At 71.1% G+C, this 14,217-nt stretch carries 12 protein-coding genes; 4 read left to right on the forward strand and 8 right to left on the reverse strand.

The features are described from left to right. Positions 1–58 precede the first annotated feature (58 nt). Genes OG607_RS42345 through OG607_RS42360 form a run of 4 tightly spaced genes read right to left on the reverse strand, consistent with a single transcriptional unit; the run spans position 59 to position 3,573 of the window. Positions 59–1,012 carry a catechol 2,3-dioxygenase gene (locus tag OG607_RS42345; protein WP_405735235.1) on the reverse strand — a complete coding sequence of 318 codons (954 nt, stop codon included), beginning with the start codon at positions 1,010–1,012 and terminating at the stop codon, positions 59–61. After that, complete coding sequence (locus OG607_RS42350; protein ID WP_405735238.1) at positions 993–2,120, reverse strand: 4-oxalomesaconate tautomerase; 1,128 nt, start codon at positions 2,118–2,120, stop codon at positions 993–995. The genes OG607_RS42345 and OG607_RS42350 overlap by 20 nt, the downstream gene beginning before the upstream one ends. Beyond that, positions 2,117–2,827 (reverse strand): 4-carboxy-4-hydroxy-2-oxoadipate aldolase/oxaloacetate decarboxylase, encoded by a 711-nt coding sequence (locus OG607_RS42355; RefSeq protein ID WP_405735241.1) that lies wholly within the window; start codon positions 2,825–2,827, stop codon positions 2,117–2,119. The genes OG607_RS42350 and OG607_RS42355 overlap by 4 nt, the downstream gene beginning before the upstream one ends. Beyond that, entirely contained in the window at positions 2,824–3,573 is a 750-nt protein-coding gene (locus OG607_RS42360) for a PIG-L deacetylase family protein (RefSeq protein ID WP_405735244.1), read from the reverse strand. Before OG607_RS42360 ends, OG607_RS42355 begins: the two co-directional genes overlap by 4 nt. Before the next feature lie 232 nt (positions 3,574–3,805). Between OG607_RS42360 and OG607_RS42365 the strand changes: the two genes are divergently transcribed. Then, positions 3,806–4,501 carry a GntR family transcriptional regulator gene (locus OG607_RS42365; protein ID WP_405735246.1) on the forward strand — a complete coding sequence of 232 codons (696 nt, stop codon included), beginning with the start codon at positions 3,806–3,808 and terminating at the stop codon, positions 4,499–4,501. 20 nt (positions 4,502–4,521) lie between these two features. Here the strand turns inward: OG607_RS42365 and OG607_RS42370 are convergent, their stop codons facing one another. The 3 genes from OG607_RS42370 to katG all read right to left on the reverse strand — a co-directional run bounded on the left by OG607_RS42370 (position 4,522) and on the right by katG (position 8,672). Further along, positions 4,522–5,175, reverse strand: a complete 654-nt coding sequence (locus tag OG607_RS42370; protein WP_405735248.1) for a response regulator — start codon at positions 5,173–5,175, stop codon at positions 4,522–4,524. Further along, positions 5,163–6,329, reverse strand: a complete 1,167-nt coding sequence (locus tag OG607_RS42375) for a histidine kinase (RefSeq protein ID WP_405735250.1) — start codon at positions 6,327–6,329, stop codon at positions 5,163–5,165. Before OG607_RS42375 ends, OG607_RS42370 begins: the two co-directional genes overlap by 13 nt. Positions 6,330–6,449: 120 nt before the next feature. Further along, a complete protein-coding gene (katG, locus tag OG607_RS42380) occupies positions 6,450–8,672 on the reverse strand; it encodes a catalase/peroxidase HPI (RefSeq protein WP_405735253.1) in 2,223 nt (740 codons plus the stop codon). 368 nt (positions 8,673–9,040) lie between these two features. Between katG and OG607_RS42385 the strand changes: the two genes are divergently transcribed. Continuing rightward, positions 9,041–9,451 (forward strand): Fur family transcriptional regulator, encoded by a 411-nt coding sequence (locus tag OG607_RS42385; RefSeq protein WP_405735255.1) that lies wholly within the window; start codon positions 9,041–9,043, stop codon positions 9,449–9,451. Positions 9,452–9,697: 246 nt separating this feature from the next. Here the strand turns inward: OG607_RS42385 and OG607_RS42390 are convergent, their stop codons facing one another. Further along, positions 9,698–10,717 carry a LacI family DNA-binding transcriptional regulator gene (locus tag OG607_RS42390; protein WP_405735257.1) on the reverse strand — a complete coding sequence of 340 codons (1,020 nt, stop codon included), beginning with the start codon at positions 10,715–10,717 and terminating at the stop codon, positions 9,698–9,700. Between the two features lie 211 nt (positions 10,718–10,928). Between OG607_RS42390 and OG607_RS42395 the strand changes: the two genes are divergently transcribed. Beyond that, positions 10,929–12,902 (forward strand): glycoside hydrolase family 127 protein, encoded by a 1,974-nt coding sequence (locus tag OG607_RS42395; protein WP_405735259.1) that lies wholly within the window; start codon positions 10,929–10,931, stop codon positions 12,900–12,902. 41 nt (positions 12,903–12,943) lie between these two features. Next, positions 12,944–14,188 carry an extracellular solute-binding protein gene (locus OG607_RS42400; RefSeq protein ID WP_405735261.1) on the forward strand — a complete coding sequence of 415 codons (1,245 nt, stop codon included), beginning with the start codon at positions 12,944–12,946 and terminating at the stop codon, positions 14,186–14,188. Positions 14,189–14,217: the final 29 nt, after the last annotated feature.

Here is a 14,217-nt window from a genome sequence, read left to right on the forward strand (position 1 = left end):
GATGAATGTCAACGCTTTTGTCAACAATCTAAGAAACAATCCGGTTACCAGCCGGAAGTCAGCCGACGGGCGGCGTGCCATGGGTGTGGAAGGACTCGATGGTCTTCAGACCCCACGCCTGGCCCTTGGCGCGCTCGGCCTCGGTCCAGGTGACCAGCGGCCAGTCGGGGGCCAGCACCAGACGGGTGAGCGGGTTGCACAGCTCGATGCGGTTGCCGCCGGGCTCGTAGACGTACAGGAAGAACGTCTGCTGGATGGCGTGCTTGTGCGGGCCGGTCTCGATGAACACACCGGTGTCGATGGCGAGGTCGGCGGCGCGCAGGATGTCCTCGCGGGTGTCGGTCGCGAAGGCGATGTGGTGCAGGCGGCCCTGCGAGCCGGTCCAGTCGGACGTGTAGACCACGTCGTACGACTTGTTGTTGAAGGTCAGCCACTTGGCGCCGATCCTGCCGCTGTCGAGCTGGATCTGCTCGGTGGGGCGGGCGCCCAGCACGTACTGGTGGAAGTCGGCGTTGGCCGCGACATCGGCGGCCAGGTAGTTGATGTGGTCAAGGCGCCGGACGCCGACGCCGTGGCCGGGCTTGGCCTGCGGCTGGTTCTTCAGCGCGGGCCTGAGCTCCGGCGGTGCCTGGTACCACTCGGTCTCCCAGTACAGGGCGATCTCGTGGCCGTCGGGGTCGGAGGTGATGTAGAGCTTGCCGATGCCGGGCTCGTCCTCCGCCCAGTGCCCGGGGTGGCCGGCCGACTCCAGCTCCATGACCCGGCGCTGCAGGGCCTCCTCGCTGGAGGTGCGCAGGGCGGTGCGGCGCAGGCCCGGTTGCTCGGCGGCCGTCAGCACCAGGCTGTGGTGCTCGTAGTCGTCGAAGGTGCGCAGGTAGACCGAGCCGCCGTCGGACCGTCCATTGACGGTGAGGCCGAGGTATTCGGTGAAGAACCGGACGCTGCCGTCCAGGTCCGGGGTGAGCAGTTCGGCGTGACCGACATGGGCGATGTCACCCAGAGGCGGAGTCATCAACGTCTCCCTGGTAGGGCTGTGGGGGGATCGGTGCGGTGGCGGCGGCCCTGGGGAACACCCGGCCGTCGAAGATCTTGCGGGCCGTGCGGACCACGGCGGTACGTGCGGCGGAGGGCTCGCCTCCCGGGGCGGTTCGGATACTGCTCTCGATGTCCAGGAATCCGGTGGGGTGTTCTATGCGAATCCGGTCGTTCCCGGTGGGCAGCACCGCGAGCTCCGCGCCGACGCCGCCCTGGATCCGCAGCCCGGCGGCGACACTGGCCGCGCCGAGCACGCCGATGGAGGTGTGGACGCGCACCGGGATGAAGGTGCGCGTGGAGATCGCGCCGCCCGCGCGGGGCGGGGCGAGCAGCGTGAGCTTGGGTACCGTCGTCCCGCTGACATCGCCCAGTCCCATCAGTGCTCCGGCCTCCAGCCGGATCTTGTGGAGGCGATCGCCGAGGGCCGGATCCGCTTCGAGGTCCCCGGGGGCCTCGTAGCCGGTGACACCCAGGGAGGACGCGGCGATCAGCACGGTCGGCATGCCGTTGTCCACGCAGGTCACCGGAGCGCCGGCGATCACGTCGAGGGCGTTTCCGGTGGGCAGCAGGGGACCGGTGCCCGGCGGGAACTCGATCACCACGGGGGCGGCCGTGCCGGGGACACCCGAGATCTCGGCGTCCCCGGTGTAGTCCACCCGGCCGCCCGGCGTGGGGAAGGTCGCGGTCGCGAAGTCCCCGGTGTTGACCATCCGGATGCGGACGCGAGTCTGCCCGTCCTGAGCCGGGACCAGACCGCGCTCGACGGCGAAGGGACCGATGCCGGCCAGGAGGTTGCCGCAGTTCTGGCGGTCCGTCACCTCGGGCTTGTCGACGCCGACCTGGAGGAAGAGGTAGTCGACGTCCCACCCGGGGCCGGACGAGGGCGAGACCACGGCCACCTTGCTGGTGAGCGGGTGCGCCCCGCCCAGGCCGTCGATCTGGCGCGGGTCGGGACTGCCCATGATCCGCAGCAGCAGGTCGTCCCGGGCCGCGGGATCCGCCGGGAGGTCCTCGGCGAGGAAGTAGGCGCCCTTGGAGGTGCCCCCGCGCATCAGCAGACAGGGCACCTCCGCGGGCCCGGTCACGACTGTGCTCCCTCGCCGCTGTACTCCTCGTACGTCCGGTACTCCACGCCGAGCCGCTTGAGGGTGTCGCGCAGGCCGTAGCGGTCCAGGCCCAGCTGGCCCTCGATGAAGGCGGCGCGGGTCTGCGCCTCCTTGGCCTCGCGGGCCTCGGACTTCTCGGCGGCCTCGCGGGCGCGCTCACGGGGCACGACCACCACACCGTCGTCGTCGGCGACGATCACGTCGCCCGGCCGGATCACCTGGCCGTCGATGGCGATCGGTACGTTGACCGAGCCGCCCGTGGCCTTCACGGTGCCCTGCGAGGAGACGGCCCTGGACCACGCGGCGAAGCCCATCTCGCGCAGCTCCTGGGTGTCGCGGATGCCCGCGTTGGTCACCACGCCGCGCACCCCGCGCCTTTGCAGCGCGGTGGCGAACAGCTCGCCGAACATGCCGTCGGTGGACGGGGAGGTGGTGGTGACGACCAGGATGTCGCCCTCGCCGCACTGCTCCACGGCCGCGTGGATCATGAGGTTGTCGCCGGGCCAGCTGAGCACCGTGACGGCGGTGCCCGCGACCCGTACGCCCTGCTGGACCGGGCGGAGCTCCGGGCCGAGCAGGCCGGTGCGGCCGAGCGCCTCGCTGATGGTGGCCACGCCGAAGCCCGCCAGGGCCTCGACGTCCTTCGCGTCCGCCTTCGGCGGGTTGGTGACGATCACGCCGCTCATGCCAGCTCCTTCGCGATCTGCGGGTAGGGCCGCATGAAGGCCTCGGCCATGGTCTTGTGCGCCAGGCCCAGGTTCGGGCCGGCGTTCCGCTTGAGCTGGACCCCGCGGCGGACGGCGAGGTCGGTGTAGTAGTCCCACAGGTGCTGCTGGGCGCCCAGGCACTCCATGGCCTTGCGCTTGGTCTCCCATACCTCGGTGATGTCCAGGAGGACCTCGGGCCTGAAGCCGCTCATCTCGGGCTGGTGCGGCTCGAAGTAGAAGACCGGCGGGGCGCCGATGATCTCGCCCGGGCCGGGGTAGCCGATGGCCTGCGCGAGCACGCGGGCCTCCAGCGCCATCCGGTTGGCGGCCGGGTGGTCACCGTTGTACGGGTCCTCGACCGGGTGGGTGAGCACGACATCGGGCTGGGTGGCGCGGTAGACCTCGACGAGCTTGTCGGTCAGCTCGGGAGTGGCGAGCAGCGGGTAGTCACCGGCATCGAAGAAGCGGACCTCGGCGCCCAGGGTGGCGGCGGCCTTCTCGGCCTCCTCACGGCGGATCGCCTTGATCTCGTCCAGCTTTCTGCCCTCGCGCCAGGCCTTGGCGGACTCGCCGCGCTCACCGAAGGTCAGGCAGGCGATGGTGACCTTCTCGCCGCGCGAGGCGGCCAGGGCGATGGCTCCGCCGGCCCGCCACACGAAGTCTCCGGCGTGCGCGGTGACGACCAGCGTCGAACGTGCGGGTTCGGGCGCGTTGCCTTGCGTCATTGCTGAAATCTCCTTGCCGGGCCGGGGACCCGTGCCCGGATCGCTTCGATCGTGCCTTCGACGTTAAATCCAGCAGAACAGGAATGTCAACAATTTTGTCAGCTATGTTGCCGCCATGTGTGGCGGTGCTTCCTGGGCGCCGGATCCACCCCGCCGCGCATCGACGGCCATCCCGGACCGCTACCATGAGCGAAACAATATTGTCGCCAATGCGCGTGGGGTGTGAGCAGGGATGGCAGCAAGCAGGGACGCGGCTCAACAGGCGGCGCAAACCGTCGGACCGGTACCGCTCGTCGACGCGATCCGTGATGCCATCACGAGCGGGGACTTCGGGCCCAATCAGCGGCTCGTCGAAGCGGAACTGTCCGAGCAGTTCGGCGCCAGCCGGGCCGCCGTCAGGAACGTGCTGGTGCAGCTGGCCGGCGAGGGTCTGGTCGAGCGGATCCAGAACCGCGGTGCCCGGGTCCGGGCGGTGTCGCTCGAGGAGGCCATCGAGATCACCGAGGTCCGCATGTCCCTGGAAGGCCTGTGCGCGGCGAAGGCGGCCGAGCGGGCCACCGAGGACGACCGCCGGGCGCTGCGGGAGATAGGGCGGAAGATGCAGGACGCGGTGGCCACCGGGGACGTGCTCGGGTACTCCGATCTCAACCGGCAGCTCCACGCCCTGATCCTGGCCGTCAGCGGGCAGCGCACAGCCTGCGACGTGCTCGAACGCCTGCGCGGGCAGAATGTCAGGCACCAGTTCAGGCTGGCCATGCACCCCGGCCGGCCCCATGTCTCGCTGCCCCAGCACCTGGACATCATCGAAGCGCTCTGCGACGCGGATCCCGAGTCCGCCGAGGCCGCGATGAGACGTCACCTGCGCAGCGTCATCGACGCGCTCCCCGAGGTCGAGCGGCCGCAGCCCCGGCGGGTCAGCGGAGGCTGACGCCACGGGCCGGACAGGCCCTAGGAACTGTCCGAGTTGTTCAGGTACGCCAGCACCGCCAGCACCCTGCGGTGTCCGCTGTCGCTCGGCGGCAGCGACAGCTTCAGGAACACGTTGCCGATGTGTTTGCTGACCGAGCGCTCGGTGACGACCAGGGCCTTGGCGATGGTGGTGTTGTCGTGCCCCTCGGCCATCAGCTTGAGGACCTCGCGCTCGCGCGGGGTCAGCAGGTCCAGCGGTGAGTTGCGGCGGCGGGTGAGGAGTTCGGTCACCACTTCGGGGTCGAGCGCCGTGCCGCCGGCCGCGACCCGGTCCAGGGCGTCCAGGAACTCGTCCACCCGGCCAACCCGGTCCTTGAGCAGATAGCCGACGCCGCTCGCACCCCCGCCCAGGAGCTCGGCGGCGTAGGACTCCTCGACGTACTGCGAGAGCACGAGCACCGGCAGCCCGGGGATCTCCTTGCGCGCCGCGAGGGCGGCCCGCAGGCCCTCGTCGCGGAAGCCGGGCGGCATCCGGACGTCGAGGACGGCGGCGTCCGGGCGGTGCGCGAGCAGCGCGGGCAGTACCTCGGGCCCGGTGCTCGCGACGGCCACGACCTCGTGCCCGGAAGAGGTGAGCAGCAGGACGAGCCCCTGCCGCAGCAGGGCGTTGTCCTCGGCGATCACCACACGCACGGCAGCTCCACTTCGATCACGGTCGGGCCCCCGACGGGGCTGGTCACACCGACGGTTCCGTCGAGCGCCGCCACCCGGCGGCGCATGCCGAGCAGCCCCGAGCCGCCCGACTCGTCGGCGCCGCCCCGGCCCTCGTCGCGCACCCGCACCCGCAGCCCGGTGGGCGCCCGCGCGAGCCGCACCTCGGCCCGCTCGGAGCCGCTGTGCTTGGCCGCGTTCGTCAACGCCTCGGCCACCACGAAGTACGCGGCCGCCTCCACCGCGGCCGGGGCCCTCGGGCCGCCCTCCCCGGCACCGTCCTCCAGGCCGTCCACGGCCACCGTCACATCGAGCCCACTGCTCGCGGCCAGTGCGCGTACCGCCCCGGCGAGACCGCGGTCGGTCAGGATCGGCGGGTGGATGCCGCGTACGACGTGCCGCAGTTCGGTCAGCGCCTCCTCGGCCTGGTCCTGCGCGTCCTCGAGCAGCCTGCGCGCGGCCTCCGGGTCGCGGTCGTACTCGCGCTTCGCCAGGCCGATCCGCATCGACAGCGACACCAGCCGCGCCTGCGTGCCGTCGTGCAGGTCCCGCTCGATCCGGCGCAGCTCCGCCCCGTGGGCGGCCACCGCGCCCGCCCGGGTCTGCGTCAGCTCCTCGACGCGCACGGCGAGCTGCGCCTTGGGCGAGGGCTTGAGCAGCGACTGCGACCAGGCGGCGTCGAGGTCCGCGAGCCGGCTGATCAGCGGGAGGATGACCGCCTCGCGGCCCAGCAGGCCGCTCCACACGCCGTCCACGAGCAGGCCCAGCGGCCACAGCGGCAGCATCAGGCACGGGAGGAAGCCGTAGCCGTAGTAGGCGACCATCCAGAGCAGGTCGGCGTGCGTGCCGGGGTCGCGGGTCGCCGTGCGCAGCCGCTCGCGGAGCGGGCCCGTGATGGTCTGGTACGCCTCCGGGATCTCCCGGCCCGTCCATCCGGCCACCTGGCGCCGCTTGGCCCCGGCGATCCGCCGTATCAGCAGCACCGTCTCGGGCAGCAGCCCGGCACCGACCACCGCGAGCGTGGCGGTGGCCGTGATCAGCAGCACGGTGATGAATATGATCGAGCCGAAGGCCAGCACCGCGGCCTTGGCCAGCTGGAACGTGGCCCGCGCCGCCTGCCACACCGTCTTCCGCATGCTGATCAGGTTAGGCGAGCGGGCGTACGCGCGGACGGGCGGCCCCCGTTTACGAGGTGCTCAAAAACGAGGACGTCCAGGCCGGCCGCTGCGGGCCGGGCCTGGACGTCCTCGTGACGGTCAGACGAGGTCGAACCGGTCGAGGTTCGAGACCTTGACCCACGCCGCGACGAAGTCGTTCACGAACTTCTCCTTCGCGTCATCGCTCGCGTAGACCTCCGCGACCGCGCGCAGCTCGGAGTTCGAGCCGAAGACGAGGTCGGCACGGGTGCCGGTCCACTTCACCTCGCCCGTGGCGTCGTCGCGACCCTCGAAGGTGTTCTGGTCCTCGGACGTCGGCGTCCACGTCGTGCCCAGGTCGAGCAGGTTGACGAAGAAGTCGTTGGTCAGGGACCCGGGGGTCGTGGTGAGGACGCCGTGCTTGGTGTCCCCGTGGTTCGCGCCCAGGACGCGCAGGCCGCCGACGAGGACCGTCAGCTCGGGGGCGCTCAGGTTGAGCAGGTTGGCCTTGTCGATCAGCAGGTACTCGGCCGGAAGGCGGTTGCCCTTGCCGAGGTAGTTGCGGAACCCGTCGGCGGCCGGCTCGAGCGCGGCGAAGGACTCCACGTCGGTCTGGTCCTGCGAGGCGTCCACGCGGCCCGGGGTGAAGGCAACCTCGACGTCGAAACCGGCGTCCTTGGCGGCCTTCTCGACGCCCGCGGCGCCGGCGAGCACGATCAGGTCGGCCAGCGTGACCTGCTTGCCGCCGGAGTTGAAGGACTCCTGGATGCCCTCCAGGGTGCGCAGCACCGTCGCCAGTTGGTCGGGCTCGTTGACCTCCCAGCCGCTCTGCGGCTGCAGGCGGATGCGTGCACCGTTGGCGCCGCCGCGCTTGTCGCTGCCGCGGAAGGACGAGGTCGCCGCCCACGTGGTGGACACCAGCTCGGACACCGACAGGCCCGAGGCGAGGATCTGGCCCTTGAGGGCGGCGATGTCCTCGGCGCCGATGGGCTCGTGCGTCACCGCGGGCAGCGGGTCCTGCCACAGCAGCGTCTCGCTGGGGACCTCAGGGCCGAGGTAGCGCACGACCGGGCCCAGGTCGCGGTGGGTCAGCTTGAACCAGGCGCGGGCGAAGGCGTCCGCGAACTGGTCCGGGTTCTCCAGGAAGCGACGCGAGATCTGCTCGTACGCCGGGTCGAACCGGAGCGAGAGGTCGGTCGTGAGCATCGTCGGGGCCTTGCTCTTCGACGCGTCGTGGGCGTCGGGGATGGTGCCCGCGCCTGCGCCGTCCTTCGCCACCCACTGGTTGGCGCCGGCGGGGCTCTGCGTGAGCTCCCACTCGTAGCCGAAGAGGTTCTGGAAGAAGTTGTTGCTCCACTGGGTCGGCGTCTGGGTCCAGGTGACCTCAAGGCCACTGGTGATCGCGTCGCCGCCCTTGCCGGTGCCGTAGGTGCTCTTCCAGCCGAAGCCCTGCGCCTCGATCGGGGCGCCCTCGGGCTCGACGCCGACGCTCTCCGCCGGGCCCGCGCCGTGGGTCTTGCCGAAGGTGTGACCACCCGCGATGAGGGCGACCGTCTCCTCGTCGTTCATCGCCATGCGGCGGAACGTCTCACGGATGTCGCGGGCCGCGGCGAGCGGGTCCGGGTTGCCGTTGGGGCCCTCCGGGTTGACGTAGATGAGGCCCATCTGGACCGCGCCGAGGGGGTTCTCCAGCTCGCGGTCACCGGTGTAGCGCTCGTCGTCGAGCCAGACCTTCTCGGGACCCCAGTAGACGTCCTCGTCGGGCTCCCAGACGTCCGCGCGGCCGCCGCCGAAGCCGAAGGTCTCGAAGCCCATGGACTCCAGCGCGACGTTGCCCGCGAGGATCATGAGGTCGGCCCACGACAGGCTCTGGCCGTACTTCTTCTTGACCGGCCACAGCAGACGGCGGGCCTTGTCGAGGTTGCCGTTGTCCGGCCAGCTGTTGAGGGGGGCGAAGCGCTGCTGGCCGGCCCCGCCGCCGCCGCGGCCGTCGCTGATCCGGTAGGTGCCGGCGCTGTGCCACGCCATACGGATCATGAACGGGCCGTAGTGGCCGAAGTCGGCCGGCCACCAGTCCTTGGAGTCCGTGAGGACCTCGGCGATGTCCTGCTTCACGGCCGGGAGGTCGAGGGTCTTGAACGCCTCGGCGTAGTCGAACTCCTCACCGAGCGGGTTGGCCACCGCGGGGTTCTTGGCGAGGATCTTCAGGTTGAGCCGCTCCGGCCACCACTGGCGGTTTCCGCCGCCCTGCGTCGGGTGCGGGGCACGCCCGTGCACGACCGGGCAGCCACCTCCACCCTCCGTCTTCGCGTCGGTGACGATTGCGTCGTTGTTCTCGGACATGGGAATCCTTCCGGACTAAACGGATCACGGTGCTCAGGCACTGAGGGCGGTGGAACGGTCTGGGCACAGTCGACTCTGGTGATGACACGGTACGACCGGCACACGACGTGGTGGTGGCGGTGAGCGTGTGGAGGCTCTCACGCACGGCTCACCCGCAGTCCGGCACCGCGCGGCTCGCCGGCGGTGGTCCCGTCACGTCTGTGTCTCCTGCCCTACTGGAGTCATCCTGTCCCTTGGCTATCGCCGGAACTGATCCTACGATGGACAGAGTCTAAGTCAAGAAGCACGCCAAACCCATATCCAGTCGGAACCCGGACCTCCACTGGTAAACTCCGGGTTTCCCACCGAACCTGAATAGGTGAACCGATATGAGTGACCTGCTGGAGCGACTGCGAGGGCGTGGCTGGCGGATGACCTCCCAGCGACGTGTCGTTGCGGAGGTCCTCGACGGCGACCACGTGCATCTCACGGCGGACGAGGTGCACGCCCGTGCGACCCAGCGGCTGCCCGAGATCTCCCGGGCGACCGTCTACAACACGCTGGGCGAACTGGTCTCCCTCGGCGAGGTCATAGAGGTCGCCACCGACGGCCGCGCCAAGCGCTACGACCCCAACGCCCACCACCCGCACCAGCACCTGGTGTGCTCCAACTGCGGCACCATCCGCGATGTCCACCCGAACGGCAACCCGCTGGCCGACCTCCCGGCCGAGGAGCGGTTCGGCTTCGCCGTGTCCGAGGTCGAGGTCACCTACCGGGGGCTGTGCCCGTCCTGCGCGTAGCCCTGTCCAGGCGATCACGAACGGCCCCTTCGCCGCCGCAGCGACCGGAACGGTTCACCGGGTCCGTGCGGTGGCCGGTTCCGTCCTCAATCGCCGGACGGGCTGAATTCAGCCCGTCCGGCGATTGAGGACAAGCGCAGCCGGCGGGCTGCGCAACCCGGCGAACGTACGCGGTCACCGCGCCAGGTGATCCGGCCGCGTCGGACGGCCACCCGCTGAACGACGGCCGGTGCCTGGCCGACCGCGTCAGGCGGACTCGCGGACCACGAGGCGGCACGGAACGGTGTGCAGGCCGGGCACCGGGTCGGAGTTGATGGCGTCCAGCAGGCGCAGGGCTGCCATGCGGCCGATCTCGGTGAGGTCGCGGTCGATGGTGGTGAGGGGCGGCCGGCAGGCCAGGGCCATGGTGTCCCAGTTGTCGTAGCCGACGATCGCGATCCGGGCGGGGACGTTCACGCCTCGTTCCCGCAGGGTGTCCGCCACACCCCGGGCGATCTGGTCGTTGCCGCAGAAGAAGGCGTCGGTGTCGGGCGCGGTGCGCAGCACCGCCTCGGCGGCGTGGCGTCCCCAGGCCTCGCTCCACTCGCCGAAGTGGACGCGGCCGGTCGCCAGGCCCAGTGAGGAGCGCTCCAGCAGCTCGACCGTGTGGCGGGCGCGGTCACGGGCCGCGGCGTGGTGTGCGGGACCGGTGACGTGTGCGATCTGGGTGCGCCCGGTCGCCAGCAGGTGCTCGACGGCGAGGTGGGCGCCGCCCCGGTCGTCGGAGACCACCGAGGTGTCGGCGGGGTCGGCGGAGGGGGAGAGCGCGTAGACGGTGGGGATCGGCGCGATGCCGGTCAGCGGGGGCCGGGGGTCGGTGCGGCGGCCGGTGACGATGATGCCGTCCACCCGCCGGTCCATGAGGTTGCGCAGGTGGTGCTGCTCGCGGATGGCGTCGCCACGGGTGTCGCAGAGCAGTACGGATATCTTCCCGGCCCCGAGGGCATCCTCCGCGCCGAGCAGTACCGGGGTGCTGAAGCGGCCGATGCCGTCCGTGGTCATCAGCCCGACCGTCCAGCTGCGGCCGGTGTGCAGGCTCTGTGCGTGCTGGTTGGGCCGGAAGTCCAGTGCCTCCACCGCCGCCAGGACCCGCTGCCGGGTCTCGGGCCGCATCCGGCCGCCGCCGTTCAGGGCCTTCGAGGCCGTTCCCACGCTGACGCGCGCCAGAGCGGCGACATCGGCGAGCTTCGCCCGGTCGGTGGAGCGGGAACGTGGAGCATCGGCCACGAGCAATCCTTTTCCTCAATGACGGTGGCGACGGATACCGACGGAACACCGGCGAACATCGACGTACATCCTGGCAGTCTTCCGCGCCGCCTGCCAGCCCTGGGTGCGCTTGAGAAAATACTTGTCCGTACCCCTTGACCGGAACGCGTGCTCTCTCTAGCTTTCCGGCAGAAAAACGTTTGCTCAAACGAGTTCCGGGAGTCGGAGAGCCATGCCCCGCACACGCCTCGCCCTGCCCGCCACGGGCCCGGTCCGCCTCGGCCCGGACGCCCACGCCGCGCTGCTCCCCGCCACCGCCGAGGTGCAGTCCGGCTTCTGGTACGCCCGCCGCGAGGCCAACGCGAGCACCTCCATCCCGCAGGGCCCCGGGCTGCTGGAGTCCGCGGGGAATCTGCACAACCTGCGGCTGGCGGCGGGCACTGCAGAGGGCGAGTTCCAGGGCGCGTACCCGTTCGTCGACACCGACGTCTACAAGTGGCTGGAGGCCGCCTCCTGGCAGCTCGCCCAGTGGGCGCCGGGGGAGGGCGGCCCCGGGACCGCGCGGCTCGCCGCCGACGTGGAGCGGATCATCGCCCTGGTCGCCGGTGCCCAGTGCGGCGACGGCTACCTGAACACCTGGTTCCAGCTCCGCGAGGGCGGCGAGCGCTACCGGGACCTGCGCTGGGGCCATGAGCTGTACTGCGCGGGACACCTCATCCAGGCGGCCGTCGCCCACCACCGGGCCACCGGACGCGACGAACTGCTCGATGTCGCCCGCCGCTTCGCCGACCACATCGACACGGTCTTCGGCCCGCCCGGCAGCGGCCGGCCCATCGACGGCATCGACGGCCATCCCGAGATCGAGACCGCCCTGGTCGAGCTGTACCGGGAGACCGGCGAGCAGCGCTACCTGAAACTGGCGGGGTACTTCGTCGGCCGCTACGGCCACGGCCTGCTCGGCGGCGAGGCGTACTGCCAGGACCGGGTGCCGGTGCGCGAGGCCGAGAACGTCGAAGGCCACGCCGTGCGCCAGTTGTACCTGCTGGCCGGCGCGACCGACCTGGCCACCGAGACCGGCGAGGCCGAACTGCGCGCCGCCACCGAGCGGTTGTGGCAGGCCATGACCACCACCAAGACCCACATCACCGGCGGGCTGGGCGCCCACCACGACAAGGAGGACTTCGGCGACCCCTTCGAACTGCCCAACGAACGCGCCTACTGCGAGACCTGCGCCGCCATCGCCTCCATCCAGTGGAGCTGGCGCCTCGCCCTGCTCACCGGGCAGGCCCGCTACAGCGACCTGATCGAGCGCACCCTGTTCAACGGCTTCCTCGCCGGCGTCTCCCTGGACGGCGAGAGCTGGCTCTACGTCAACCCCCTCCAGGTCCGCGACGGCCACACCGACCCCGGCGGCGACCAGTCCGCCCGCCGCACCCGCTGGTTCCGCTGCGCCTGCTGCCCGCCGAACGTCATGCGGCTGCTGGCCGGCCTGGAGCACTACCTGTCCTCCACCGACACCGAGGGCATCCAGATCCACCAGTACGTCACCGGCCGCTACAGCGGCGACCTCGACGGCGCCCCCGTCGCCGTACGGGCCGACACCGACTACCCCTGGCAGGGCACGGTCACCCTGACCGTCGAGGAGACCCCGGCGGACCGGCCCTGGACCCTGTCCCTGCGCATCCCGCAGTGGTGCGGCTCCTACCGGGTGCGCCGCGGCGCCCGTACGTACGACGAGTCGGACGCCCCCGTCACCGACGGCTGGCTGCGCCTGGAGGGCCCCTGGGCGCCGGGCGACCGGGTCGTCCTGGAGCTCGGCCTCGAAGCCCGCCTCACCGCGGCCGACCCCAGGGTGGACGCCGTGCGCGGCTGCGTGGCGATCGAGCGCGGCCCGCTCGTGTACTGCCTGGAACAGGTGGACCAGCCCGGCGGGGGACTGGACGACATCGTCATCGACACCGCCCACCCGCTCGCCGTCAAGCACCGCCCGGACCTGCTCGGCGGCGTCACCACCGTCGTGGCCGCCGGGCACCGCCGCCGCCTTCCCGCCCCCGCCGCAGGCTGGTGGCCGTACGGATCCGCCGACGCCGATGCCGGCGCCGAGGCGGCGCAGGCCGCCGAACCTCTCGAACTGACCGCGATCCCCTACTACGCCTGGGCCAACCGGGAGGACGGCAGCATGCGCGTCTGGCTGCCCACCTCCTGACCCTCCCGCACGTCCCACCCCCTGACAATGAGGTCATCCCCGTGAGACACACCCGTCGTACCGTCCTCGCCGCCGCTGTCGTCGCCGGCGCCCTCGCCTCCGTCTCCGCCTGCGGCGGCAGTGGTTCCGGCTCCTCCACCACCTCGTCCGGCTCGTCCGCCACCTACGCCTTCTGGGACCCGTACCCGCAGTTCGACGCCACCTCCGACTGGGGCAAGGCCGTCGCCGCGTGCGGCAAGCAGGCCGGTGTCACCGTCAAGCGCACCGGCTACGACACCACGGACCTGGGCAACAAGGCCCTGCTCGCCGCCCAGCAGGGCAACGCTCCCGACGTGATGCTGGTGGACAACCCGGTCGTCTCGACGCTGGTCGAGGCCGGAATCCTCAACAAGACCAGTGACATCGGCCTGGACACGACCTCCATACAGAAGAACATCATCGGCGCCGGAACGGTCGACGGAGCCGCCTACGGCGTACCGATCGGGGCGAACACCCTGGCCCTGTACTACAACGCGGACCTCCTGAAGGCGGCCGGGGTCGACCCCGCCGCCGTCAAGGACTGGGCCTCCCTGACCGCCGCGCTGAAGAAGGTCAAGGCGGCCGGGAAGAAGGGCATCACCTTCTCCGCCATCGGCACCGAGGAGGGCAGCTTCCAGTTCCTGCCCTGGTTCTGGGGCGCCGGCGGCGACCTCACCAAGCTCGACGCCGCCCAGGGCGTCAAGGCCCTGTCGCTGTGGAAGGGCTGGGTCGCCGACGGCCTGGCGCCCAACGACGTGCTGACCAACACCCAGACCACCAGCTGGCAGGAGTTCGCCACCGGCACGTACGCCTTCGGCGAGAACGGCACCTGGCAGCTCGGCAACGCGCAGAAGGCGGGCTTCAAGTACGGCGTCATCAGCATCCCCGCCGAGAACGGCGGCGCCGCGCCGGTGCCCACCGGCGGCGAGTTCGTCACCGTGCCCGTGCAGAAGGACAGCTCCCGCTACGAGGCCAGCAAGAAGATCGTCACCTGCCTGACCAGCGCCAAGAACCTGCTGGCCACCGACACCACGCTCTCCTACGTCGCCCCGACCGAGGCCGTGCAGACGGAGCAGGTCGCGAAGAACCCGCTGCTGAAGCCCTGGGTGTCGGCGGTGGCGGCGGCGCGCGGCCGGACCAGCGGCGGGCTGGGCGTCAAGTACCCCGTCATCTCCCAGCAGTTGTGGGCCGCGGTGCAGGGTGCGCTGTCCGGCGGGAAGACCCCGCAGTCCGCGCTGTCCGCGGCGCAGGCCGCGGCGACGAAGTAGGACGTGGCCAGCGCGCGATACGCCACCTG

Origin of the sequence: Streptomyces sp. NBC_01537, assembly GCF_045040445.1 — a bacterium.
Lineage (GTDB): Bacteria > Actinomycetota > Actinomycetes > Streptomycetales > Streptomycetaceae > Actinacidiphila.

Coding starts and splice junctions, on each gene's coding strand:
- OG607_RS42345 (WP_405735235.1), bottom strand. CDS start 1,012: ATGACTCCGCCTCTGGGTGACATCGCCCATGTCGGTCACGCCGAACTG.
- OG607_RS42355 (WP_405735241.1), bottom strand. CDS start 2,827: ATGAGCGGCGTGATCGTCACCAACCCGCCGAAGGCGGACGCGAAGGAC.
- OG607_RS42360 (WP_405735244.1), bottom strand. CDS start 3,573: ATGACGCAAGGCAACGCGCCCGAACCCGCACGTTCGACGCTGGTCGTC.
- OG607_RS42365 (WP_405735246.1), top strand. CDS start 3,806: ATGGCAGCAAGCAGGGACGCGGCTCAACAGGCGGCGCAAACCGTCGGA.
- OG607_RS42375 (WP_405735250.1), bottom strand. CDS start 6,329: ATGCGGAAGACGGTGTGGCAGGCGGCGCGGGCCACGTTCCAGCTGGCC.
- katG (WP_405735253.1), bottom strand. CDS start 8,672: ATGTCCGAGAACAACGACGCAATCGTCACCGACGCGAAGACGGAGGGT.
- OG607_RS42385 (WP_405735255.1), top strand. CDS start 9,041: ATGAGTGACCTGCTGGAGCGACTGCGAGGGCGTGGCTGGCGGATGACC.
- OG607_RS42395 (WP_405735259.1), top strand. CDS start 10,929: ATGCCCCGCACACGCCTCGCCCTGCCCGCCACGGGCCCGGTCCGCCTC.